22 protein-coding genes are annotated in these 23684 nt (G+C 50.0%); 8 read left to right on the top strand and 14 right to left on the bottom strand.

Features of this window, described 5'->3' with window-relative positions:
- Window positions 1-110 precede the first annotated feature (110 nt).
- On the bottom strand, window positions 111-494 hold the full coding sequence (locus FS806_RS01360; protein ID WP_144932408.1) for a globin domain-containing protein: 384 nt from the start codon (window positions 492-494) through the stop codon (window positions 111-113).
- A gap of 296 nt (window positions 495-790) precedes the next feature.
- Between FS806_RS01360 and ylbJ the strand changes: the two genes are divergently transcribed.
- Window positions 791-2017 (top strand): sporulation integral membrane protein YlbJ, encoded by a 1227-nt coding sequence (gene ylbJ / locus FS806_RS01365; RefSeq protein ID WP_144932410.1) that lies wholly within the window; start codon window positions 791-793, stop codon window positions 2015-2017.
- A gap of 120 nt (window positions 2018-2137) precedes the next feature.
- Entirely contained in the window at window positions 2138-2950 is an 813-nt protein-coding gene (locus tag FS806_RS01370) for an NAD kinase (protein WP_144932412.1), read from the top strand.
- Between the two features lie 159 nt (window positions 2951-3109).
- On the opposite strand, the gene FS806_RS01375 is transcribed toward FS806_RS01370, so the two are convergent.
- From FS806_RS01375 to ssuE, 3 genes are all read right to left on the bottom strand, one after another.
- Complete coding sequence (locus FS806_RS01375) at window positions 3110-3418, bottom strand: YutD family protein (protein WP_144932414.1); 309 nt, start codon at window positions 3416-3418, stop codon at window positions 3110-3112.
- Window positions 3419-3725: 307 nt separating this feature from the next.
- Window positions 3726-4604: a lipoyl synthase gene (lipA, locus tag FS806_RS01380; RefSeq protein WP_144932416.1), complete on the bottom strand. Its 879-nt coding sequence runs from the start codon at window positions 4602-4604 to the stop codon at window positions 3726-3728.
- A 211-nt stretch (window positions 4605-4815) separates the two neighbouring features.
- Window positions 4816-5376, bottom strand: a complete 561-nt coding sequence (gene ssuE, locus FS806_RS01385; protein ID WP_144932418.1) for an NADPH-dependent FMN reductase — start codon at window positions 5374-5376, stop codon at window positions 4816-4818.
- A 281-nt stretch (window positions 5377-5657) separates the two neighbouring features.
- Between ssuE and larE the strand changes: the two genes are divergently transcribed.
- From larE to larC, 3 genes are read left to right on the top strand one after another with little or no spacing between them, the layout of a single operon-like run.
- Complete coding sequence (gene larE, locus FS806_RS01390) at window positions 5658-6506, top strand: ATP-dependent sacrificial sulfur transferase LarE (RefSeq protein ID WP_144932420.1); 849 nt, start codon at window positions 5658-5660, stop codon at window positions 6504-6506.
- Entirely contained in the window at window positions 6503-7273 is a 771-nt protein-coding gene (larB, locus tag FS806_RS01395; protein WP_144932422.1) for a nickel pincer cofactor biosynthesis protein LarB, read from the top strand. Before larE ends, larB begins: the two co-directional genes overlap by 4 nt.
- A gap of 6 nt (window positions 7274-7279) precedes the next feature.
- A complete protein-coding gene (gene larC / locus FS806_RS01400; RefSeq protein WP_186328150.1) occupies window positions 7280-8548 on the top strand; it encodes a nickel pincer cofactor biosynthesis protein LarC in 1269 nt (422 codons plus the stop codon).
- Window positions 8549-9089: 541 nt separating this feature from the next.
- On the opposite strand, the gene FS806_RS01405 is transcribed toward larC, so the two are convergent.
- The 4 genes from FS806_RS01405 to yunB form a co-directional block, all read right to left on the bottom strand.
- Window positions 9090-9974 carry an amidohydrolase family protein gene (locus tag FS806_RS01405; RefSeq protein ID WP_144932424.1) on the bottom strand — a complete coding sequence of 295 codons (885 nt, stop codon included), beginning with the start codon at window positions 9972-9974 and terminating at the stop codon, window positions 9090-9092.
- Window positions 9975-9996: 22 nt separating this feature from the next.
- The gene (locus FS806_RS01410) at window positions 9997-13116 is read right to left on the bottom strand and encodes a GNAT family N-acetyltransferase (protein WP_144932427.1); all 3120 of its coding nucleotides are present in this window, start codon (window positions 13114-13116) and stop codon (window positions 9997-9999) included.
- Window positions 13117-13205: 89 nt separating this feature from the next.
- Entirely contained in the window at window positions 13206-13685 is a 480-nt protein-coding gene (gene larC2, locus FS806_RS01415; RefSeq protein WP_144932429.1) for a nickel pincer cofactor biosynthesis protein LarC2, read from the bottom strand.
- A 346-nt stretch (window positions 13686-14031) separates the two neighbouring features.
- The gene (gene yunB, locus FS806_RS01420) at window positions 14032-14811 is read right to left on the bottom strand and encodes a sporulation protein YunB (protein ID WP_144932431.1); all 780 of its coding nucleotides are present in this window, start codon (window positions 14809-14811) and stop codon (window positions 14032-14034) included.
- A 182-nt stretch (window positions 14812-14993) separates the two neighbouring features.
- On the opposite strand from yunB, the gene FS806_RS01425 reads away from it, so the two are divergent.
- Window positions 14994-16190: an MFS transporter gene (locus FS806_RS01425; protein ID WP_144932433.1), complete on the top strand. Its 1197-nt coding sequence runs from the start codon at window positions 14994-14996 to the stop codon at window positions 16188-16190.
- A gap of 198 nt (window positions 16191-16388) precedes the next feature.
- Here the strand turns inward: FS806_RS01425 and FS806_RS01430 are convergent, their stop codons facing one another.
- Window positions 16389-16847, bottom strand: a complete 459-nt coding sequence (locus FS806_RS01430) for a MarR family winged helix-turn-helix transcriptional regulator (RefSeq protein WP_144932546.1) — start codon at window positions 16845-16847, stop codon at window positions 16389-16391.
- 549 nt (window positions 16848-17396) lie between these two features.
- Between FS806_RS01430 and FS806_RS01435 the strand changes: the two genes are divergently transcribed.
- Window positions 17397-17966: a hypothetical protein gene (locus tag FS806_RS01435; protein ID WP_144932435.1), complete on the top strand. Its 570-nt coding sequence runs from the start codon at window positions 17397-17399 to the stop codon at window positions 17964-17966.
- 375 nt (window positions 17967-18341) lie between these two features.
- Here FS806_RS01435 and FS806_RS01440 read toward each other — a convergent pair whose 3' ends face one another.
- Window positions 18342-19142 carry a TrmH family RNA methyltransferase gene (locus FS806_RS01440; protein WP_144932438.1) on the bottom strand — a complete coding sequence of 267 codons (801 nt, stop codon included), beginning with the start codon at window positions 19140-19142 and terminating at the stop codon, window positions 18342-18344.
- Between the two features lie 10 nt (window positions 19143-19152).
- A complete protein-coding gene (locus FS806_RS01445; protein WP_144932440.1) occupies window positions 19153-19812 on the bottom strand; it encodes a potassium channel family protein in 660 nt (219 codons plus the stop codon).
- Window positions 19813-20034: 222 nt separating this feature from the next.
- Between FS806_RS01445 and sspI the strand changes: the two genes are divergently transcribed.
- Window positions 20035-20241 carry a small acid-soluble spore protein SspI gene (gene sspI, locus FS806_RS01450; RefSeq protein WP_144932443.1) on the top strand — a complete coding sequence of 69 codons (207 nt, stop codon included), beginning with the start codon at window positions 20035-20037 and terminating at the stop codon, window positions 20239-20241.
- Between the two features lie 302 nt (window positions 20242-20543).
- Here sspI and FS806_RS01455 read toward each other — a convergent pair whose 3' ends face one another.
- From FS806_RS01455 to FS806_RS01465, 3 genes are all read right to left on the bottom strand, one after another.
- Window positions 20544-21266 carry an MtnX-like HAD-IB family phosphatase gene (locus FS806_RS01455; RefSeq protein ID WP_186328151.1) on the bottom strand — a complete coding sequence of 241 codons (723 nt, stop codon included), beginning with the start codon at window positions 21264-21266 and terminating at the stop codon, window positions 20544-20546.
- 143 nt (window positions 21267-21409) lie between these two features.
- Window positions 21410-22162 carry a YheC/YheD family protein gene (locus FS806_RS01460; protein WP_144932450.1) on the bottom strand — a complete coding sequence of 251 codons (753 nt, stop codon included), beginning with the start codon at window positions 22160-22162 and terminating at the stop codon, window positions 21410-21412.
- The gene (locus FS806_RS01465) at window positions 22159-23313 is read right to left on the bottom strand and encodes a glycosyltransferase family 4 protein (protein WP_144932452.1); all 1155 of its coding nucleotides are present in this window, start codon (window positions 23311-23313) and stop codon (window positions 22159-22161) included. Before FS806_RS01465 ends, FS806_RS01460 begins: the two co-directional genes overlap by 4 nt.
- Window positions 23314-23684 lie beyond the last annotated feature (371 nt).

Genomic DNA, 23684 nt, shown 5'->3' on the forward strand with positions numbered 1-23684 from the left:
TTATACTTTCTTATATTTGGACAAAAGAAGGGCCTGCATCGAGGCCCTTCTTTCTGCTGCACATGAACCGGACAAGCCAAAAATCCGCTGGGGATTTAAGCTCATAAGGCTTAAGGCTGATTGACAAAATGATACGCCGGACCGCTAAGTCTCTCCAGCATCAGCATACGTAGTGATTCATCCTCCACGGTTTCCTCCAGAGCCTGCCGCATGCAGGCAAGCCACGCCTCCGCCCGTTCCGGTGTGATCGGGAAAGGGAGATGTCTGGCTCTCATCATCGGATGCCCATAGGCTTCCGTATAGAGTGAGGGCCCCCCGAAGAATTGAGAGAGGAACATATACTGCTTCTCCATAACCGGTGTAATATCTTCCGGAAATATAGGGGACAGAAGCGGATGGGCCAGTACCTTGGGATAGAACGCTTCAACCAGACGGCGGACGGCCTCCGCTCCACCGATTGCTTCGTAGATCGTGCCTGGTGACGATGCTGCCATATTCCTAGCTCCTTATCAATAATCCACATCATCTTCCGTGGAATTAATCAATGTTTCTTTAATTACGAAAACAAATGCACATACAATCAGAGCAGTCACTATACTCGTCATGTCCGTTCACTCCCCACATTTGTTTGTAGCATTATTGTAACACAAACGCTTTCTTCGTTCAGTAACGGATCAGGCATGGATCTATTTTTTTTTTCATATAGTTTAAGGAGACAACCTTTTCTAACCGTTTATATCGGTCTGTTTTATTTGAATTATTAGTTTTTTTAGCAAAGGAGGGCGTCCCCTTGTCCGGTTTACGCTCGAAGCCGTATTACATCGTTCCTGTTCTTGCTGCGGCCATTGCGTTCCTCCTGCTGGCCTATCCCGCCCCTACCCTGGAAGCAGCCGTTCGCGGGGTTTCCATTTGGTGGGACATCCTGTTTCCGGCCTTATTCCCGTTCTTTCTCATTTCGGAGATGATGCTGGGCTTTGGCTTGGTTCATTTTTTCGGAGCGCTGCTTGACCCGATGATGCGTCCATTATTCCGTGTTCCGGGAATTGGCGGCTTCGTAATGGCGATGGGCTTCGCTTCGGGATACCCGGTAGGAGCCCGTTTGACCGCTCAGCTGTGGGAGCAGAAGCTGGTCAACCGGGAGGAGGGGGAGAGGCTGGTCGCGTTCACAACGACGTCCGACCCGGTGTTTCTTATTGGCGCGGTCTCGGTCGGTTTTTTCCACAATGCGAAGCTTGCCGTCCTTCTGGCAGCCGCACATTATGGATCCGCTGTTCTTGTCGGGCTGATTATGCGTTTCCACGGACCGAATAAACCCGATTCTCACGCAGGGGACAAAAGCTCCGGATCGATTTTCGTCCGGGCTCTCCGGGAAATGCATAACGCCAGACTTAAGGACGGGCGTCCCTTCGGTACGATGCTGCGTCAAGCGGTGGAATCCTCGCTCCGGATGATCTTCGTTATTGGGGGGCTGGTCGTTTTCTTCTCCGCTATCATGGAGGTGCTGCGGCACAGCCACGCCTTGGATTTGTTCTATGCCTCGGTACAGTCCATCTTCCAATGGCTTACTATTCCGCCTGTATTATCCGATTCTCTGGTCAACGGCTTCTTCGAGGTGACTCTCGGTGCCAAGGCGGCCGGGGAAGCCGGGGCGCAGATCCCATTATTGTTCAAAACGATTCTGGCTTCCTTCGTCCTTGCCTGGGGAGGCCTGTCCGTCCATGGCCAAATCGTCAGCCTGCTCCATACGACCAATATACGCTACACACCCTTCCTGACGGCAAGATTGCTTCATGGCCTGCTTGCATCCTTAATGACGGTCGTCTTGTGGAAAGGGCTGCAGCCGGCAGCGGCCCCCGCCTTCTTACCGGCTACGGCCCCTGATTTCTCCCCTGCGGCGTTCCACTGGACCTGGCCGATTCCAATGACGCTCATCGGTTTCGTCCTCCTGCTCGGAGTCATGTGCCTCGCTGCGCTGCTTCATTCTATCTGGGAGAAGCTCGGGCGGGCCGGCAGATAACAGAGCTCCCTGCGGCGCTTATCCATCTGTCCGCATAATGGAAGCTCTTAGAAGGCTTGTTGTGTTCTCCGGTCAGATTCGGTATGATGGGGGGAGAACAACGTTTTAGGAGGATCTCCCTTGAAATATTTTGTTGTGGACCGCGGTGACGAGCTTTCTTTAAGATTAACCGAGCAATTTCATCGGCTTGCCCATTCTTACGGCATGGAACAGAATGAGGAGAAGCCCGATATCGTGCTGTCCATCGGTGGAGACGGGACGATGCTCCATGCTTTTCACCGCTTCCAACATCTTGTGGACGAGCTTTGGTTCGTGGGGATTCATACGGGCCGGCTCGGATTTTATGCCGACTGGACCCCTGACGAGATCGGCCAGTTGGCTAAGCTGATGAATACCCCTCTGGAGGAAAGTAATCTAAGAATAGCCGAATACCCTCTCGCCGAGATTCAGTTTACGACCGCAGACGGGATCGAGACGTATCTGGCGCTCAATGAGTTTACTTTACGGGGAATCGAGGAAACGATGGTCGCCCAGCTTAATATCAATGACGACATGTTCGAAATGTTCAGAGGAGACGGAATATGTATTTCTACTCCGTCCGGAAGCACTGCTTACAACAAAGCGGTGAACGGAGGACTTATTCACCCCTCGCTGGAGGCGATCCAAATTGCGGAGATCGCTTCGATTAACAATCGAGTGTATCGGACGCTGGGCTCTTCCATGATTTTACCCAAGCATCATCATTGCGATATTTATCCCCGAACCAAGAAGAATGTGCAATTGTCTATCGATCACTTATATTCGCAAAGAAATGATGTCTTGTCGATCCGCTGCAAGGTTTCTCCGGACAAGAAGATCAAGTTCGCCCGTTTCCGCCCGTTTCCGTTCTGGAGCCGGGTGCAGAAAGCCTTCATCGGAACCGAGTTTCACTAATTCGTTATTATCGAAGATTTGAAAAATAACCCGTATTTCCTATATGGAGCGGGTTATTTTTTATTTTGGCAAGAGAAAAAGCCCGACTGTAAGCCGCCGGGCTTTAGTTTTTATCATTCTGAGGGCTACCCTGCATGTACCGTTCTCTGGGCTCGGGGCTTAAGCTTCGGCACTGGAGACCGGGCGCGGCCCTTTGGAATTATCTTTGGCCAGAATAAAATAAGCGCAGCCAAAATTGCAATATTCATTCAAATAATCTTCCAATCCGACGATGGAGCTGTCCTTGTTCGCTTTAGGATGCGTTTCCTTGAAGAAGCCCCTTAACCGGAGCTGATTATAACCCCAGTCTCCGACAATGTAGTCGTATCTTTCGAGCACTTCACTATAACGGTCTTTGAATGCCTCGTAATTCCACCCGTTCTTGTGCTCCCTGATTAGCTCGTAAGTATTCCCTCCAACATGAATCATGACGTATCCTCCTTCTTCCAGCCGTCTCCTTCCATTCGTGCTGCCTTGCCAGGACCCATCCGTCGTAAGCTCCCGCCTCTTGCGGCCGAACAAAATAGATCTGCAGGCTTTTTGAAAATATAAGAAAGTATAAGTTCACCTTATACCTATTTTTATATTTCATCGGTAAACGCGCCTGTCCCAGGGACGGCGATAGCCGTTTATCCTTGGCTCCAATCATCGTATAGCCGGAACAGTCTCGGGAAGGCGGTACTTCATGTCAGCCCCGTATTCCGGACCTGAACATCGATCGATGCTATGACGCCGCTTATTGGGAAGAAGCCGTCGCCGATTGAACCTGCTCGTGCGCATGATAAGAGCTTCTGACGAGAGGGCCGGATTCCACGTGGCTGAAGCCTCGGGCGAGGCCTTCCTTCTTCAGCTCCGCAAATTGCTCCGGAGTATAGAATTGCTTGACCGGAAGATGCTTCTTCGTCGGCTGCAAATATTGCCCAACGGTCAAAATTTGAACGTCGACTTGACGCAAATCGTCCATCGTTTGCAATATTTCGTCCCACGTCTCCCCTACCCCGATCATGATACTCGATTTTGTAGGGATGCTGGGCGCAATTTGTTTCGAACGCTTAAGCAAGGCCAGAGTCCGGCTGTATTTCGCCTTGGAACGAACCTTGTCCGACAGCCTCTCGACCGTCTCTATGTTATGGTTAAGAATATCCGGCTTCGCTTCCAGTACCTTACGCAGCGCCAGGTCATTACCCATGAAATCCGGGATCAGAACCTCGACTCCGCACAACGGAAGACGCTTTCGGACGGCACGGATGGTCTCTGCGAAAATTTGGGCACCGCCATCCAGCAGCTCATCCCTCGCCACAGACGTAATGACGCAATGCCTCAGCCCCATCTGCTCGGCCGCATCCGCGACCCGCCCCGGCTCCAGCATATCCAGCTCTGTAGGCATCCCCGAATTCACCGCACAGAAGCGGCAGGCACGCGTACAGGTATCGCCCAAAATCATGAACGTCGCCGTCCGGTTAGCCCAGCACTCGTAAATGTTGGGGCATTTCGCCTCTTCACATACGGTATGTAGAGTTTTGGAGCGCATCATTCTCTTGATTTCTTTATAATTGTCATTGGTTTCCAGCTTCGTCTTCAGCCATTCCGGCTTTCTTTGCCGTTCGTTAGACATCTTTATCCTCGCTTTCTCTCCGGCATCCAAATAAGCATGTCAGCAATATTTTTTACAATTAAACGTATTATAACACGAGCTGTCCGACAAACCACAATAGCCTATAGAACCGCGCACGGGGCTAGATTGAATCAAGACCGTTCCATTCAATTACGGGAGAAAAGGGGACGGTCCCGGCGGATTATAAACAGGCCATAGGGGCCGGGAAGCATCATTGCCCGCGGCTCTTGCCTCTCTGCGAATACCAGGCGGTCTCTTCAACAAACTGCCGCAGGGAATCGTCCAGACGGCCTTTAATAGCTTCGCTCAGCTCGATTGAGCCTTGTTCATTGCGAGTCACTTCGGAATCGACAATATACACTCCGCCCAGCATATATCTGGCCGCTAGGGCAGAAAGTACCGGCTTTAACGAGTAATCGATCGATAACAGATGAGCCATCGTGCCGCCCATAAATATAGGCAGAATCAATTTATCGGCCAATCCTCTCTGCGGTATTAAATCGAGGAATGTTTTTAGAACGCCGGTATAAGACGCTTTATAAACGGGACTGGCTATAAGGATGGCGTCGGCCTGCTCGACCAAGGCGTTGGCCTGAACAATGGACGGGCTGTCAAACCGGGCCAGAATCAAATCTTCTGCGGGAAGATCCGCAACATTAATCCATTCGGTCTGCATTCCGCTGGCCTGCAATACTTCTTGCGCATATTGAATAACGGAGGTCAGTCTGGACGTTTTGGACGGACTTCCGAAAATAATCACGGCTTTACTCATCTCAACTACTCCTATCTGTTTTATTTTGTTAAGAATTACGGGTTTGCCCCGGATTGAGGCCGTTTGCTCGTTAAAGCAGCGGATAACCTCAATGAACGACATTCGTATCTTCTCCGATTGTACCACTCGGAATGAAGATCAACAATCATTTGAAGCTATCCGGAGTACATATTCCTCTGCTTTTTCCGGTTGGATAACGGCCTCGAATTCTGAAGGAAGCCGGATACGCTTACCTAAATTTATGGTAAGATAGGGATAGCGAATATCGGAGGAGGAGAACTATGGACAGACCGTTAACAATACATGAGAAAGATTTGAAGTTCGGAGAAATTCTGCGTGAGATGGGGAAAGTAATGGTCGCTTTCTCCGGGGGAGTGGACAGCACCTTCGTCCTCAAACGGGCTCAGCAAGAGCTGGGGGACCATGTGCTCGCCGTAACGGCCGCCTCGGAAACCTTCCCGAGCCGGGAATTCGATGCAGCCGTGAAGCTCGCCGAAGAGATGGGCGTCTCCCTGTACAAGACGGAAGTCAAAGAGCTGGAGAACGCCTCTTTCGTAGCGAATAATCCGGACCGCTGCTATCACTGCAAGACAGGTCTGTATATTCATCTGCAAAATTTGGCCAAAGAGATGGGATACCCCTATCTGCTCGATGGCTCCAACGTAGACGATCTGGGCGATTACCGCCCCGGTCTTAAAGCCAAGAATGAACAAGGAGTGCGCAGCCCACTGCAGGAAGCGGGACTGACCAAGAACGAGATCCGGCTGCTTTCCAAAGATTTGGGCCTGCCTACCTGGAACAAGCCCGCATTCGCCTGCCTATCCTCGCGGATTCCTTATGGCACCCGGATAGAGAAATATAAAATCGACCAGTTGGATGAAGCCGAATATTATCTGAATAAGCTCGGCTTCTATCAGGTGCGGGTCCGGCACCATGACAAAATTGCCCGTATTGAGGTCATGCCGGAGGAGCTGCCCAAGGTGCTAGAGCACCGGGAGGAAATATATGCGAAATTGACCTCCATTGGCTTCACCTTCGTCACTCTGGATCTTCAGGGCTACCGCACCGGCAGCCTGAACGAAGTCCTGAGCGAATCAACCAAACAAAAAGTGAGAGAAGCTTCTGTATGAGTACATTGGAAGATATTCTTAAACAGGTACAATCGGGAGAATTGGATATTGAAGCTGCCAAGAATCAGCTGACCGAGCATTGGCAAAGCCAAACCGTAGCCGAGCTCGGCTTCGCGCAGATTGATACGGACCGGGAACGCAGAGTCGGGTTCCCGGAAGTTATATTCGGCGAGGGCAAGTCGGCGGAACAGATGATCGCGATCATGAAGCGGATGAAGGAGCACTCGGACCGTATACTGGCCACCCGGGTGGACCAGGCGAAGGCCGATGCCATCCTCGCGGAAATCGACGGGGCCGCTTATCATCCGACCGCTAGAGCGATCACGTGGTTCCGCCATCCGATGCTGAAGGTGCACGACGGTTATATAGCCGTCGTGTGCGCCGGCACATCGGACATGCCCGTTGCCGAAGAGGCCGCGCTTACCGCGGAATGCATGGGCAGCCATGTGGAACGGGTGTATGATGTCGGCGTGGCCGGCATCCATCGGCTGTTCCGCAGGCTGCCGCTCATTCGCGGAGCGAACGCGGTGGTCGTAGCCGCCGGCATGGAAGGCGCGCTGGCCAGCGTTGTAGGCGGGCTGGTGTCCAAGCCGGTCATCGCTGTGCCTACAAGCATCGGCTACGGAGCCAGCTTCCAGGGAGTGGCCGCCCTGCTCGCCATGCTCAATGCATGCGCCCCCGGGATCAGTGTCGTCAATATTGACAACGGATTCGGGGCAGGCTATTATGCGGGATTGATAAATCAAAATATGGCAAAAAGGTTGTGATGCCCTGTGAGAATCGCATATTTGGATTGCTTCTCCGGAATAAGCGGAGACATGACCCTTGCAGCGCTGGTGGATGCGGGAGCGGACCGCGGGTATATTGAGAGAGAATTGACTAAGCTCAATGTCGAACCCTTTACATTAGAATGGAAAAGAGTGGACAAATGCGGAATTTCCGCACTTAAGATGAACGTCATCCTTGATCCGGAGTCCTTGCCGCAGCATCACAGACATTACTCGGATATTGTGCGGATGATTGAACAAGCCGGTTTCAGCGACCGGGCCCGGACACTTAGTCTCGCTATATTCGAAAAGATTGGCATTGCGGAAGGCAAGATCCATAATCTTCCGCTCGATCATGTCCATTTCCACGAGGTGGGAGCCATCGATTCCATCGTTGATGTCATCGGGGTTGCCCTGGCCTTGGATTCTCTGCAAGTGGAACAAATCATTTCGTCTCCGGTTCCGCTTGGCCATGGCAAGGTTCGCTGCGACCACGGATTATACCCGGTTCCGGCCCCGGCGACCCTGGAAATGATGAAAGGCCTGCCGATTGCAGAATGTCCCTTCGCCATGGAGATGACTACACCGACAGGTGCCGGAATTGTCGCCGGTATTGTGGATCAGTTCTCACCTGCACTACCGCCGATGATAGTTGAAGAAATCGGCTATGGGGCCGGAACGCGCAATCTGCCCAATCAGCCCAACGTATTGAGGGCAGTTATTGGGCAGGCGCAGCCGAAACCGTCCGCCTCGGTCGCAGCCGTTTATATTGCCGGGCACCACCATGGGCATGAGCATCACGAGCACGATCACGGGCATCACCATCATCATGGACACGGGCATCACGAGCATGAACACGGGCATCAACACCATCATGGACACGAGCATCACGAGCACGAGCATGGGCATCAACACCATCATGAGCATGAGCATCACGAGCATGAACACGGGCATCAACACCATCATGAGCATGAGCATCACGAGCACGAGCACGAGCATGGGCATCACCATCATCATGGACACGAGCATCATGAGCATGAACATGGGCATCACCATCACCATGGACACGAGCATCACGAGCACGAGCATGGGCATCACCACCATCATGGACACAAGCATCACGAGCATAAACATGGGCATCACCACCATCATGGACACGAGCATCATGAGCATGAACATGGGCATCACCACCATCATGAGCATGAGCATCACGAGCATGAACACGGACATCACCACCATCATGAGCATGAGCAGCCGGAAAAAAACGAAAATTAAGGGGCCCCGGCCCCTTTTCCACTTTAAGAGAAACCTCTTGCTTTTCACCATAATTAACATAGTAAGAACTATGCGTGAGAAGGCCTGAACCGACAAAACCGTGGTAGCTTCCGAAAAAAAGCGAGGGCTAGTGTACAATTTCCCACTAACATTCGCCCTACTCTTTTATCGCTGCCCAGTCAAAGGATGGTCAAGGGAAAGCCGCACGTCGCATCCCGGTCGATCGTCCCAAAGACGAGCAAAAATGCATTAGAATCCTGCCTTTTTCCAAAAAGAAGGCTAAAGACGCTCAAAAGTGCAGGTCTTTTTGCCAAAATGGGGGCCATTTCGCAAAAATCGCTCCAAAGACCTGCATTATTGCTCTAGAATTAAGCATTTCGCCGATTTTTAGGGAAAAGACCTGCAGTTTCGCTCTAGAATAACCCACCGCGCGGCTTTCCCCAAAAAGACCTGCAGTTTTGATTGTCTTTTACACAATCCGGCGGACTACCGCCGTATAACGCCGCAACGCGCGCCAATGAACGGCGCGCGTTGCGTTGCTTTATTCACCCGGGTTAGCGGATAGCCGCTCCCCGAGCCTTGGAAATACCCGCAAAGCATTATCGTAGAATACTTGCTCCTGATGCGCTTCCGGGATCAGACGCTCCACGAAGCGGATGTATTCCTTGATCGGAGCAAGCGGCCAATCGGTGCCGAACAGCATTTTATCATAGTGATCGGCGTATATGAGCGCGCGGCGGAAATGATCCATGAACAGCGTCTCCTTCATAAACCGGTCGAACTCTTTCGAATCTCCAACGATAAGCCCGGATAAATCCGCGAAGACGTTAGCATTTTTATGGATCACTTCCGCGGCATCCATTACCCAGGGATCCCCGAGGTGACAGATGATGAAATTAATGTCCCGATGCTGTATCGCCAATTCATCGATTGTCAGCGGATGGGAATATTTCAGCAGCCCCTCGCTTGAATACGTGTCCCCGGAATGTATGACGACCGGAAGCCCGTATTGTTTGGCCAGTTCATATACGGGACCGTAAATCGGATCATAAACGTAATAATGGTAATAGCCGGCATAGAGCTTAATTCCCGCTACGAACTCTTGACGGAGACGGGCTTCGATCCGATCCAGTTCCTCCTGCGCACCGTCCGAAGCCAGACGTACAGGATTAATGCCTACACATTCCATCAGAAATGGAGGAACCTCCGGTTCCAAATCAAGAGTCATCGGGTTGGACGCTCCCCTGTCCGGAAAACGCCCTGCCTCTTGTTCCTCCACCCCCATGCCGATTCCCATAACTACTCCGGCCTGGTCAAATTCTTCCTTGAGCCCTGCTGCCGAATATTCCACGAAGGCCAGCTCCCGGGCCGTCCTGCGAAAGCTGTCAATATCCGATAAATGAATATGAGCGTCGATAATTTTCAATGGTGCCCTCCTTCTCCTTCCTCTACTTATTCTCTTCCGCTCCGAAACGTATTCTTCTTAACTCGGTAAACGCTTCGGAAGTCCAATCTCTGTCAGTAAACAAGCAGAAGACAGGCTTGGTATATACCGTCTCTCCATCCGCGAGCCGTACCCATTCTTCCGAACAAACCCTCAAGATTTGATTATTGGAAAAAGCATACGTATTCTTCTCCCCACTGATGTAGAGCATTCGGTCTTCATGCCGCTCACTGCCCAGCTCCAGCAGACCTTGGGATTGGATTTCCGGTGCCTTGGATCCTCGCTTGTAGGTGCGGTCCGGTTGCCCCCGGAACCACTGCACTTCCGGTTCAGTATCCGTTCCGATGAAGGAGTCCACCATACAGCGGTAATCATAGAACATGCGTCCCGTTCGATTCCGAATCCGGTTCACCACACAGAGAACGGGGGTTCCGGGAAGCATCAGATAATACTGGTCTAACTCCAGCCCGCGTTTCTCCTTCAGCTTCTCCACCTGTGTCCGCAGGCATATTCCCCGCCATGAGTTCCCGTAATTATCCGTTAGTGTCTCAAAGGCGGCGGTAATCGTCTCCTCCTGCAAGCTTAACTGGGAAATTCCCTGAAGCTCGATCCCTAGTCCTCCCAGCCACGGGTTCCACCACGATTTGGGTCCGGGCTCGGGATAGGAGGATTCCAGCCACTCTCTCCCGTTATACTGAAGAGAATACAAAGCATTCCCGAAAGCCGGAGAAGCTTGAAGTGTGACTCCCCCATTGGAAAAACGGAAGCTTCCGTCTGTCAGCTTCATCTCTTCTATCGGCTGCACTTCGTCCGAAAAGGCAAACACAGCCCGTTCGATGGTTCTTTCTCCCATTCGGGATTGAAGGTTCAGTCGAACCGTATCCGAAATGCCGCCCTCCTTAAGGGGCTCCACTCGAAAATCGAGCAGCCTCATCTGCTCTTCCTCCGCCATCTCCCGTTCCACGGCGGCAAAGCTTCCGTTCCGGGAACTTACACTCACCCGACCTTCTATCGGGGAGTTTCTCCGTTCTCTGGCTTGAACTGTGAATTCCATTCCCGCCTGAACGAATGGATTTCCGTTATTTACGCTCACTTCGAATGGAGACATTAAATGGGGATTCACCCGGTCCCTGCGCCCAAGCGCATAAGAGCGGAAATCGGACCAGTTCGTAAAGCTGCCGCATGCCAGGAAGGTAGAAGCAGTCCGCACCTTCTCCCCCGGTCCCGGTCGGCCTGCCGGATGCTCCAATTGCAAATGCCATTCGCTCTTGGTCAGAGCCAACTCGGGATGCCAGGTCATTCCCCAGGTTACTTGGTCCCCGGAGCCGTAGCTAAACAGCCAGTTTTCCGAAATCTGATGGATATCCCAATCGTTCAGCCTATCGTATGAAACGACCTCCGGATCCCGCAAATCAATCACTTGGCCTTCATAAGGGATAATCCCTTGATTTAGCGAGAAATAAAATCCTTCTCCAATATGCAAAGGCTGCTCTGCAGTCAGGCTTCCAAGATTATGGACCTCGTGGAACCTTTCGACCAACCCGTTAGGAAATAGTTTGGCGGTTATCGTCAACCGGATGGACGGGAATTCCTCGGAATCGCATTCCGCCGTAAGCACCATCGCTTGATCTTCCCGGCTTATGGAAACACGCGAAGCCTGTTTTTTCACAAACTCGGGAGAATAGGGGCGCCCGAGCTTCGGTGACATCCATCGGCACCTGGACTCCTCACCATACCGGTGAACCCACATTTCATTATCCTCTTTGTTGTAATATAAAGTATAAGGACCATTGACAATGAACCACTGCTTTTGGGTTTCACCGCCGAACCTTCCGGTTTGTCCCTTAAAAATCCGTTCTATTTTTCTGGTAAAGACAACCGGCTCTTCCCGGCTGTTCTCCGAATAAGCATGGATCGTAACCCGTTCGCTTAACAAGCCAAAATCCTGGAGCCTGTATGAAACGGCAACGGTTTTAATTTCTTCTCCAGGCACGGAAACAGACAACCGTTCGGGTTCAAAACGGATACATTCATTACTTGGAAGCTGAAACTCAAATACTAGCGGCCGGGTATCCTGATTCTCTATCGTTATGAAGCCTTCCTCCATCCCTTGAAGCAGGCTTTCATGATTCACGGCGGAGAAGATCAGCTTCGCCGGATATTGCGGCTCTATTCCGACACGAAGCTCAGCACTGCGTCCGTTGATCCGGCACCGTGCGGTGACGCAAGGATGCGTCTTCCAATCATTCTGGTCCTCCTCTACCGGCCCAACTTCAAATTGACCTTCGATGATGGCTTCCTCTTGAACTACCAGATTGCGGGACAGTGAGAAGCTAATATTTTTGTTATTCTCCCCTTCAATTTGAACATGGAGGGGTGCCCCCGATTTATTGCGAATCACATAACGGATGGGATAGCTCTTCCCAAAAACGAGCTTATGCCTGTCCGCTTCGGCGTACAGAATATAATCGTCCGTTTCGATCAAACGGATGCCGCGCCCGGTTTTTTCAAATTCCACACGCAGGGACTTCCCGTCCTTCGCCCATTTATATTCAAAGAAATCGAAGCCGTTCTCGTTTCGCCCATCCGGCTCTATGGCGATGTCCCTCTTCCCGTCCTCATACCAATCCATGGTCTCGAAGTAAGGCTGGAGAGCCTCGGTTTGCAGAACAGTCGGAATAAAATTCATCAAATGAGTGGCGTTTTCCCTTTTCTCCCAAAAAAATCCACACTTTTTATACATCGGAACAGCCTTCGTATTCCCCGCCCAAGTAAACAAGTCCAATCTCGGCCAACCCATCTCGATCGTTCTTCGCACCGCGCTCAGGACCAGGTCCCGCCCTATTTTTCGCCCATGATAATCAGGCCTTACGTTAAGAAGCGGAATATATAAAGCTCCCTCATCATTACGATAATGGGCGAAGCTGCAGTAGCCTACCACCTTGTCTTCATCCAAGGCCAGGAAAGCGGCCAGCAGAGTCGAATTGGCATGCTCCTGAAGGATGGATTCCTCCGTTCGGTTAGCCGTCCCTCCTCCCCAGCCCTCTGTGCTGGCATTCCACATTTCAGCAATCGCCCGGGCATAATGCGGTTCATATTCAACTATCCGAATGTTCCCGTTCACGGTATTCACCTCTTTGGTTATAGTAATATTTTTTTCAAATTATTACCATTATACCTTAGCCCCTTATCAGGAGTAAGAGGAGAATTTAGTTACAACGATTTTTGACTGATATAGATCGCCCTGACGTACTCGTATACTTGTTTGATCGGAATTCCGTGTTCCCGCGCGGCTTTGGCGCAATCTTCATGCTCCGGGGCAAAATGCACAAGCTTCCCGGCTTTATACCCGGTTTTTACCGTAATAGCCCCCCAGGGAGTGGAAACCTTCTCGAAATTTCTGCCGAGTCTGCTGCAGGATACGGGCATATATCGCAATCCGAGCGTTGTCGTTTCCTCGAAGATGACGGTTTCCATTTCCGACAATAAGAGCCTGTCCGTTAATACATTTAACATTAGGCCGGGACGCCCTTTTTTCATAAGAATAGGAATCCAGTAGACATCGTTCGCTCCCTTCTCCAGAAGCCTGTCCGTGATGTAGGGACAGTACTCCGGATTCATATCGTCCAGATTCGTTTGAATGAGCACCATCCCATCATCCCGATGCTCTTGCCCATGATCGAATTTCTTCATTCTGTCAGCCATCCTTTGTCCCATCGACCCGCAACGATCGCTTTTTCCCAAATTATAGCCTTCCCCGGCTTACTATGTAAATGCTGCCTCCGGAACCGAAAGCAGATTAAACATTCCTTGAGGTCATGTCTGTGTGACAATTATTAATTTCATCGGGAAAATAATGCCCATAAACAAATAACAGGAGTACCTTTAGATGGCACCCCTGAGCAAATATTTGGAAAAAGCCCTAACGGCAAATTAACAGCACTATTTGCGTGAACGGGCAAGGAAGAATGATACTGCGAAAAAGAACCCCGCCGTTTCTTGTAATACCGCCCATAGTGCTTAAGCGGCCAGCACCCGGTTACAGCTTGTTGGCCGATTCGGGAGTGACCGGCTCCGTCCCGCCCTCCGCTGTCCCTGCCGGGCTGGGCTGCGGTACAGGAAGCGTAACGCTCGGCGGAAGAGGAGGTGATCCGCCCAGAGGATTTCCTTTGCTGTCCACATAATACATCGGAGTATCCCCAACGACCAGAACATAGGAAATGGGAATTTCCGTCTCAACGATTTCATGCTCCGAATCGAACGGAATAATGATGGCCACATCGGCGATCACCCGAACGTAAACCTCCACCAGCACCATATTAATCCCTACATTTTCAGAGCGTCTGCTCAGCTCCACCTGAACACTTCCTTGCGGAACGAGCCGAATTGGAATATCCGGACCGAAGGATGCGATAATCGCGCTGTTCATGGCCATCCCCAACGGAATATGCTCGGGGATGCTTCCCAGATTGGTCAGAGCGGATTGAACTTTATTAATGGCATCCGCCTGTATTTTCATATGCTCGGCATAATTTAGCATAAACCCGCTCACCTTGCCGTTATTATCGTATCTCCACTCAATCAATCTATTGAGATCGGTACCTTGGGAGATCCGGTCGGTAATGGCCGCGTTGATGGATTGTGTTGCAATCTGCTTCATGCGGACGGAAGCCAGGTGGAAGAGCGGCGGCTTCAGATTCCTCTCAATATAAACGAAGGTTTGCAGTGTAAACAGAAAGATTAGAATCATCGTGATGAGGAATGTTCTTCTCAAGCTTGCTTTACGCGGATTCCGGCTTCTCCATCTGCGCCTTCGCATCCCCTTCCCCCCTTGTATATAGGCATATCCCTCTAACTAATCTATGCCTTACGCAGCCAAAAAAGAAGGACTCGTTGTCAAGATGACTTCCTTATAGTGTCCGCAATAACCGCCAAACCTGCTATAATAGGTAAGAAAACCCTACTATTGGAGCCGCAGCTCCCTTTTTTAACTTGGAGGAAATGATGAGAGCACTGATCTACTTGATTATTCTCGTATCCTTCCTGGATACATTCGTACAGCTTCCGATTATCGGGCCCTATGCCAAAAGCCTGGGAGCCGGATCGCTCGCTATCGGTCTTACAATCGGAATGTACTCGCTATCGAATATAGCCGGCAATGTCGTTGCAGGACAATGGATTGACCGTATCGGAGCCAGAGTTGTGCTTATTATAGGGATGGCCATAACAGCGGCTGTACTCTTGTTATACCTAACCGTTAATACTCCGGAGCATCTCATTGCCGTTCGTTTTTTACATGGTCTTACAGGGGGGCTTCTGACACCATGCGCGTTTACTCTCGCTTCTTCGAGAGCTTCGATGAACCGTCAAGGAAGGGCTATGGCCTTGTCTGGCGCTTCCGTCGGACTGGCCGCGATTATAGGTCCGGCGTTGGGAGGAATCCTTAAAGCGAAGTGGGGAGTAGATGCGGTGTTTATTGTAACGTCTGCACTGCTTGCCGTCTTCTCGATTATTGCCTGGACGATGCTGCCCAAGAAGCAGGCAGCACAGACGGAGCGGACAAGAGTGGAGCGCCAGTACTGGTCGGAAACCATTAAAGCGTGGAAGCCGCTTCTTGGCAACCGTCATGCCGTAACCGCCTATGCCGGGGCTTTCGCCCTTCTGTTCGCCATGGGCGTGCTTACCTTCGCTCTTCCGCTCAAAACCGATGAATTGCAGTTGCCGGCGCAATCTGCCGGAATGCTGCTCAGCACCTTCGGATTGGTGGCGATTCTCGTGTTCGTGCTGCCATCCAACCGGATGTTCGACCGGCTGCCCCCTTTCCGCCTGCTGATGATCGGACTGGTTATCGTCATTGCTTCTTTGCTTAGCCTGTCCATAGTATCCAGCCTCGGAGGTTTATATTTCATTATGGCTGTGTACGGAATAGGCTACGGACTGATATTCCCTTCGACCAGCGCGCTCTTGGTCAAGCATGTCCGCCAGGAGGACCGGGGGAAGGCCTTCGGCTTGTTCTACGCCTTCTTCTCGCTCGGGGTGGTGGCGGGATCATCGGCCGTCGGCGCCTTGACGGCCGACCCGGACACAGCCTTGGCTATCGCATCGGGCACTTTAACGGTGCTGTCGGGCTTGCTGTTCATCCTTTACAAAATCATCCCTTCCAAAGCAAAGCTTTCGGAACGCGAGGCTAAGCTGTAACAAAACGGAAACGCCCTATTCGGGCAAAAAGAAAACAGTCCGGGCACATAAACCCGGACTGTCTCGGTTATAAAATGGATCCGTCGGATGGCTGTTTCGTTTCCGAATTTAAGTTCAAACTTTCCCCTCTGCCCTTCTCTCGAACTCCCTTGTCCCTCAAGCCCTTTTTCTTCGGGTTTCCATATCTGTAGTGCAATTTTATCCTTGGTTCAGCTTCTCGGTCTCTTGTTTAAATACCTCTGTACTCTTCATAATATACTCTTGGATCAATTTGTTTTCTTCCGGACTGTAAGCAGACATTACTTCGCTCATAGCTTGTCCAAACGATTGAAAAATCGGCCCTAATTCAGCTCCCACTTTTCCAAAATTGGCCTTAATAATAACCTTTCTCCTGTCTTTCGGATCTCTTTCCCTGTAAACAAAATCTTTATTTTCAAGTCTATCGACCACTGTTGTAACCATTCCAGTCGATAACCCCGTTTTTAATGCGATCTCCCCGGCAGTAAGTCCTTCCACGGGGATAAGCCCTAACACTTTGTAGTCCGTTAAATTTAAACCAACTTTTTCAGCAACGGTCTGGTGGAACATAATTAAAGCAAGACTAAATTGTTGTCCTAAATTGACTGCATTATGCTCATTCGCAGGATTATTTTTCATTGACAATCAGATAGCCCCTCCCTATAATGAATTTATCTCCAAATTAGAGATACTCTATTATGGAGGTAAATTAAACCTTGTTTTTATTGTGCTTTATAATCGGAAGGAATGACAAAGTTGTTCCAGGACATCTTTTACAACAGTATTTTATATCCTGCCATGGAAGGATTGCGAGTACTGATCTGGTCATACGCATTTTATTTCACCTTTGCCATCGTATTTCTTCTCTCCATTCCTATAGCTATTATGCGGTGTTTTCAAAGCATAATCAAACACACGAATAAAACCTTCGCTTTTATTGAAAGCATGGTATGGATATTGAGTATATCACAATATGTGCTCACCTATTGCCTTATTTTCGGGTTCCTCAACTTGGTCATAATTATTGCAATGAATATGTCTAAAAAAATGTTCGAACACGTTCCAGCTATCGATTCCATTCAAAAAGTTGCGGTTTTGGGCATAAAAAAATCTGTTCATTATTCCCGTTAGTATCATTTATCTTTTAAACATTGTACAGATAATCTGATCGTTAAACGAGGTGATCTTATGGGATTTTCTGATCTTATGCGTTATGGAAAATATGGTCTCCATACACTTTTTTCCTCCGTCTTGTTTTTTTACCGCCATCTCTCCCTGCTCATCCTTGCACTTATCCCGTCTTGTATCCGTGCATATCAAATGTGGAATCAGCTTCAAGTACCCATGGTATTTGAAATTTTAGTGGAATTGACAAGAATCGTATTGTTTCTGCTCATGCTTTGCCTTATGACTACTGGAAATTTGACAAGTTTGTGGCGGAAGAGGTTTTGGCAGAGGCTTGGGGATTCTTGTTCCTTGCATCTGAAGAAAAATTGGCCCTGCTTCTTTCTTGCTCAAATCGTGATATTCCTTGTGTTCTTATATGGCCTAGGAAATTTAGCTATTATCGTCATCGTGAATCTTTCTTTAACCCCAATCCTCGACATTTTAGATATCAATTCGGTTGAACATTCAGCCCAATCCGCATATAATGCCTACCTGTTCTTTTTGAAAAATATGAGCGTTATACCATTGGCCATGGTTTACATTCTTATCATGTTAGGAGTAGGACCGACCAACCATAAAAGGCTAGATTAAAATAAGATTGGAGAAGTGGGCACCAAAATAGGCATTCTGAACATTGTAAAAATAGACGCTTGACGAGCAGGTCTCATTTAGAAACGAAACGAGATAAAAATTCGTGTCCAGAAGGGCAGGATAAATGTCAGGGGAACGCTGAGATCAGTGTTTTAAAATCCGAGCAAGAGCTTGGGGAAAAAACTTGAGCAAAGCACTCATCACATCCCCTAACCCGTTGATCACCTGGGTTCATGCTTAAAGGATGAGAAATCCCTGCTTTGATCGTCGCGGAGGATGAAAAAAGACTGATGAAAGGATCGAGTAAAAACAGATCCCCCTCCAGTCTTTTGTATTGTTTGGGTACTAATTTTATCTTAGTCGGTTGGACAGGAATTATATTTGCTGAAAAGACCGCTGTCGAAGCGCCTCGTACAGAAGAATGGTTCCGGCCATGGCGACATTCAACGATTCCGCACGGCCCCGCATAGGAATGATTACGTTGTGGTTGGCCAGACGGCCGACCTCTTCCGAAACCCCTGCCCCTTCGTTGCCGAGAATGATCCAGGTCGCCTGTCTGAAGTCGGTTTCGTAGCAGGTCTTGCTTGCATTCAACGAAGTGTTCAGCAGTTGAATGCCTCTATCGCCCGCTTTGCGAAGCAGCGGGGCGAGCTCTGCCTGCACAACGGGCAGATGGAACAGCGATCCCATAGTGGCGCGAATGGTCTTCGGGTTATACAAGTCCACGGTGCCTTGTCCGAGCACGACTCCGGAAGCGCCGGCAGCATCGGCCGCCCGAATGATGGTCCCCAGATTGCCGGGGTCCTGAATTCCATCCACGACAACGACCAATCCGTCCGATAACGACAGCAGCCCTTCGGCCGATTCTTCCCTCTTCCTGACAATAGCAGCGACGCTTTGCGGCGTTCGGGTATCCGTCACTTTGGAAAGCACCGCTTCCGTAACGGCTATCCATTCCTCCCGCGCCGCACGATCGTTGTCCTTGAGCTCCGGCGGAAGGCCGCGTTCCATGGAATAAAGCACCGTCTCGACCGGCTCGTTCGAACGCAAAGCCTCCTGTACCAGATGCGTGCCCTCGATCAAATATTTATTCTGCTCGTCTCTTCCCTTCCTGCCAAGCAGCTGCGCCCACTGCTTAACCCGCAGGTTATTAACTGATGTAATTTCGTTGGTCATACAGCCTCCGTTACTTCGTGAACGTTTTCTCGAATTCGACTAAATCCTCGTTCTTCCCTACGACGACAAGAACATCGTCCTCCTTGATCGCATCTTCAGCATGAGGTGCAATATTCATGTGGGTGCCGGTTTTGATAGCCATCACATTACAGCGATATTTGGCCCGGATATCCAACTGCAGCAAACTCTTGCCGATCATCTGGGGAGACGCTTTAATCTCCACGATGCTGTAATCATCGGATAATTCAACGTAATCCAAGATGTTGGGAGAGATCAAGTGATGAGCGACCCGATTTCCCATATCCCTTTCCGGAAAAATGACCTTGTCCGCACCGATTTTCTTCAGCACATTGCCATGCAAATCGTTCTGCGCCTTGACAATAATCTTCTGGATGCCCAGATCTTTGAGAATCAGGGTAGTCAGAATGCTGGATTGAATATCCTGCCCGATAGCTACGACAACGACATCAAAATGATGAATTCCCAGCGCCTTCAGTGCTTCTTCATCCGTGGAATCCGCTTGAACCGCTTGGGTCACGAAGGCACTCATTTCCTGTACCTTCTGGCCGTTGGAATCGACAGCCAACACATCATACCCGGATTTCGATAAAGACTTGGCCACACTCGAACCGAAGCGGCCCATTCCGATAATGGCAAATTGTTTTTTCATCGCTACCGCTCCTTTAGCTTCTTCCTAGAATTATACCATACCGTAGGGATCCATACATAAAAGGGGGTGCCTAAAGACATATTAATAACAATTCCCCCTAAAGCAGGCTTCGTGGCTTGGTTCATCCCCCATTTTTATATATGGTAAATGGTTCGGCCTTTAGATAGGGCAACTTTTGTGGTTGCTCGCGACGAATCTTACGACAACGGAGGTTTTCTCACGATGAATATCGACTTAAGGCAGGCTATTGTGCAGCGAGTACAGGGCAAATCGACAGAAGAACTGACGGATGTGATTGAAGGTTCGATTGACAGCACGGATCAAGCCCTTCCCGGGTTAGGCGTGTTATTTGAAATTATTTGGAAAAATACGGATGAACCTACCCATTCCACTTTGGTTCAAGCCCTTAAGGATCATCTTCCCCAGTAGAGATCTTTCCTGACACACGAAAATGCCAAAAAGTAAGACTCCCGGTCAACGCACGCCTCTCCCGGCGCGCGTTGCGGGCCTCGGGGCGGCAGCCCGGCATGCCCAACGCGAGAGTCTACTATTGCTCCTGTTTAACTTCAAAACTATTCTACCCATTATCAATGAATGGGAATAGAGAGCGATAAATTTATCCCGATGTTTGTATTATCGGGTTAAGACCCCACACCTCTATAGCTGGGCTCTAAATCAGGTGGAGTAGAGTCTCCATCTGATTACTCTATGTTCAGCTAAGCTGAACGAGTTCACTCTTCAAACAGGCAAAAAGTATTAGGGACCATCCGTTTGCCCGAGGCTTCCCCGGATAGGAACTTATCCAGATCCGGCTCTATAACTTTCAGCACGTCATGGAAGGTTTCGAACGGAAAGTAGGCCTCTCCGGCTTCATCGAGGTAACCGGCCAGCCTTGCTCTGGCAAAGATCCAATCGGCAAAACCCGAACCATAATAATCACTCGTTCCGTCTCCGATATATAGCACATGGTAGCCTTCCTGCTTTAATTTCCGCACCACGTCCGCCTTGCAGCAGCCGCACCATTTGCAAGCTTCATTTTCATTTTGGAAATCAAGCCTGTACCCTCCGTCCTCCGTATAATAAATCGGATTCGATATGATTTGCTCCACCTGATAATCGAACTTCCGGATGATTTCCCGGATATAATATTCCATTCCATCACTCAGTATCGTGACAGGGATACCGTGCTTACGGCAAAAGTCAAGAAAATCCGCAGCTCCCTCCCGCGGATTTATCTGTCGGATCACATCGTCCACCAATGATTTGCGGTCTGCCAGAAAGGAGTAGCTCGTTCTCGCCACCTCCATGGAACCGACCTGACCGGCATCGAATTGGCGGTAAGCCTCCACCACTGCCGGTTCCTTCTCGACCTCGGCTGTTTTCATAAGCAAATCTCCGACATCCTGCTGCATTAAGGTCCCGTCAAAATCGGTGACTACGGCCAGCTTAGACATTTCTTCTCCACCCATTTCGTTTATATTGAAAGCAACGTCAATTTGTCCTTATCATACCACATCCAGACCCCTTATAGTTTCATAATGAAATAGATGGAGACAGCTTTTCAAATTTTTCAGACGCATAAATCGAAGTTGGCAGGCTATCGGATTCTTTTATAGGCCCTGGCATACCTTAAAATTTTTAAGTAGGCTTTTCGGTTGGCCAATTTTCTGAAAATATAAGGGTCCGGCCGGAAATTGACTTCCAAAATCCACGGATCTAAATCTTTGCCGATGGCGATATCGACCCCGATTTCCTTCAATCCGGGAAAATGTTTATGCAGTTGTATGGCCGCATCCGTCCCCAGCTTGGCAAGCCGTGCCATATACTTCTCCCTCTCGGCAGGGCCCATGTATCGGCTCAGAAGGACGTCAACCGTCTTAAGTGTCCCTCCATTATGATAATTCGTTACTACCTTCTGAGGATGAGCCACCCTTCCCATCATCCCGGTGGTCTCCCAATTCTTCACCGGGTTCCTCTGCACCATTACGCGAATATCGAAGGGACGCTGCTCATGGCTTAAGAGCCTGATTCCCTTCTGAACCAAATAGCGCTTCTTCCCGGTTTGTCTTAACAGATTAGCATACATATCCGTATAAGAACCGAACGTCCATCTGCGCTTCCCTCTTTGAAAATGAAACCGGAGTCTGCCCTCGGCCTCTTCCTTCTCGACTCGGATGACCCCGATACCGAAGGTTCCGAAATTAGGTTTAATATAAACCATACCGTATTTATTCAACATTTCCTGCAGGCTGTCCCTGTTCATCCGCCGGGTTTCGGGAATGACCGGGCGAATCTGTTCGTTCTGCAGCAGGATGGTTGTCTTAAGCCATTTGTTCGCTGTCAGTTTCACCGCGCTTCCTCCACCTTTGACTTAACATTGGACCTGTAATAAAGATCATACAGATTGATTAAATGACCTGCTGATGTTTTCCAACCAAACCTCTTGACTGCATCCTCCCTCGCTTGCTTGCCCAATTGCTTCCCCCATTCCCGGTGACGGGCAAGATAAGCAATCCGTGCGGCAAACGCTCTGTAGTCCTGATAATGATCGACCAACAGTCCGTTATGTTTGTCCCGGATAATTTCCCCGATTCCCCCGATATTAGAGGCTATGCAGGGAAGCCCGGTAGCCATCGCCTCTACGTTTACCAGGCCGAAGGCTTCATGCTTTTGCGACGGACAGACGAAGCAATCGGCCATCCAATACAGCTTGTGCATTTGCCGATGCGACAGCTGCCCCAAGAACACGACCGGGACCCGGTAATGCCGGGCGAGCTTCTTTAATTTCATCCCGTAACCATGCACCTGGCTCTTCCCTGCCACTACCAGTTTGATTTCGGGAACTTCATTTCGCGCCATGCGGATAGCGCGGATCAGCAGGGGAAGTCCTTTGCGCGGAATCAGTCTCCCTGCGAAGGCCACGGTGAATGATGCCGCTAGCCCGTATCGGTTTTTCAGATCCATTTTTTCTGCCGGTGTCGGCGGCCGAAACCGATTCAAGTCCGTTCCCAGCCAAACTTTCTTAATTTTGTTGTGAAGGCGGGGGAACCGTTCTTTCAGCCTATTCTGTAAAGACAAGCTGTTGGCAACTATCAAATCGGCTTTGGACAAACAGCGGAACGCCAGCTCACGTGAAATTCGGGGGGCGGAAACAAATGTCAGCGAATGCAGGAAAATGGACACGGGCGTATTAGGAAATTGCCGCTTTACCCGAGGGAGAAAGAGAGGGCGGTTATCTACCTGCACCCAGTCAAAGGTATGGCCGGCCAATCTTCTGAGGACATGGTTTAAATAATTGCCCGGACTTCCTCCCGGAACCCTGATGATCGTTAGATTTCCGTCTTTAGTTAAGGCGGGATAGCCGGTATGTTCGCGGCTGATGATCGTTACCTGATGGCTGGCGGACAGCTCTTTCGCAATATGGTGAATCGAAATTTCCACCGATCCCCCCAATACCGGAGGAACCGGGATTTGTTCCGGGGCGATAATTAACAGATGCAACAGACGGCACCTCCTTAACCGATATCGGAGACGGCATCCGGTATCAGAGATTCACTGCTCGCGTTCCTGTACACGCGGCCTTTACTGTACTGGTATACAGAGCTTTTTTACTCCAATATCATATGTGTGCATACCCGCTGATGCACTGGACAACTGACAGTGCATGACCAAGACCCAAAACCCCAAGAAAAGTGACGTTTTGCTTCGTATCCGCGGTAAAGCCTGCAATTCTGCACGCTTTGGGCTGTTTGATCCCGTGTCCGCGGTAAAGCCTGCAAAAACACATCTTTTTTTTTCATTCCAAGGGAGATCAAGCCATTTTATAGGTAAAAAAGCCGCCGATCACAGGGATCTGCGGCTTTTATTCCTTA

Source organism: Paenibacillus sp. 32O-W (assembly GCF_007679495.1).
In the GTDB taxonomy this organism is placed as follows: domain Bacteria; phylum Bacillota; class Bacilli; order Paenibacillales; family NBRC-103111; genus Paenibacillus_L; species Paenibacillus_L residui.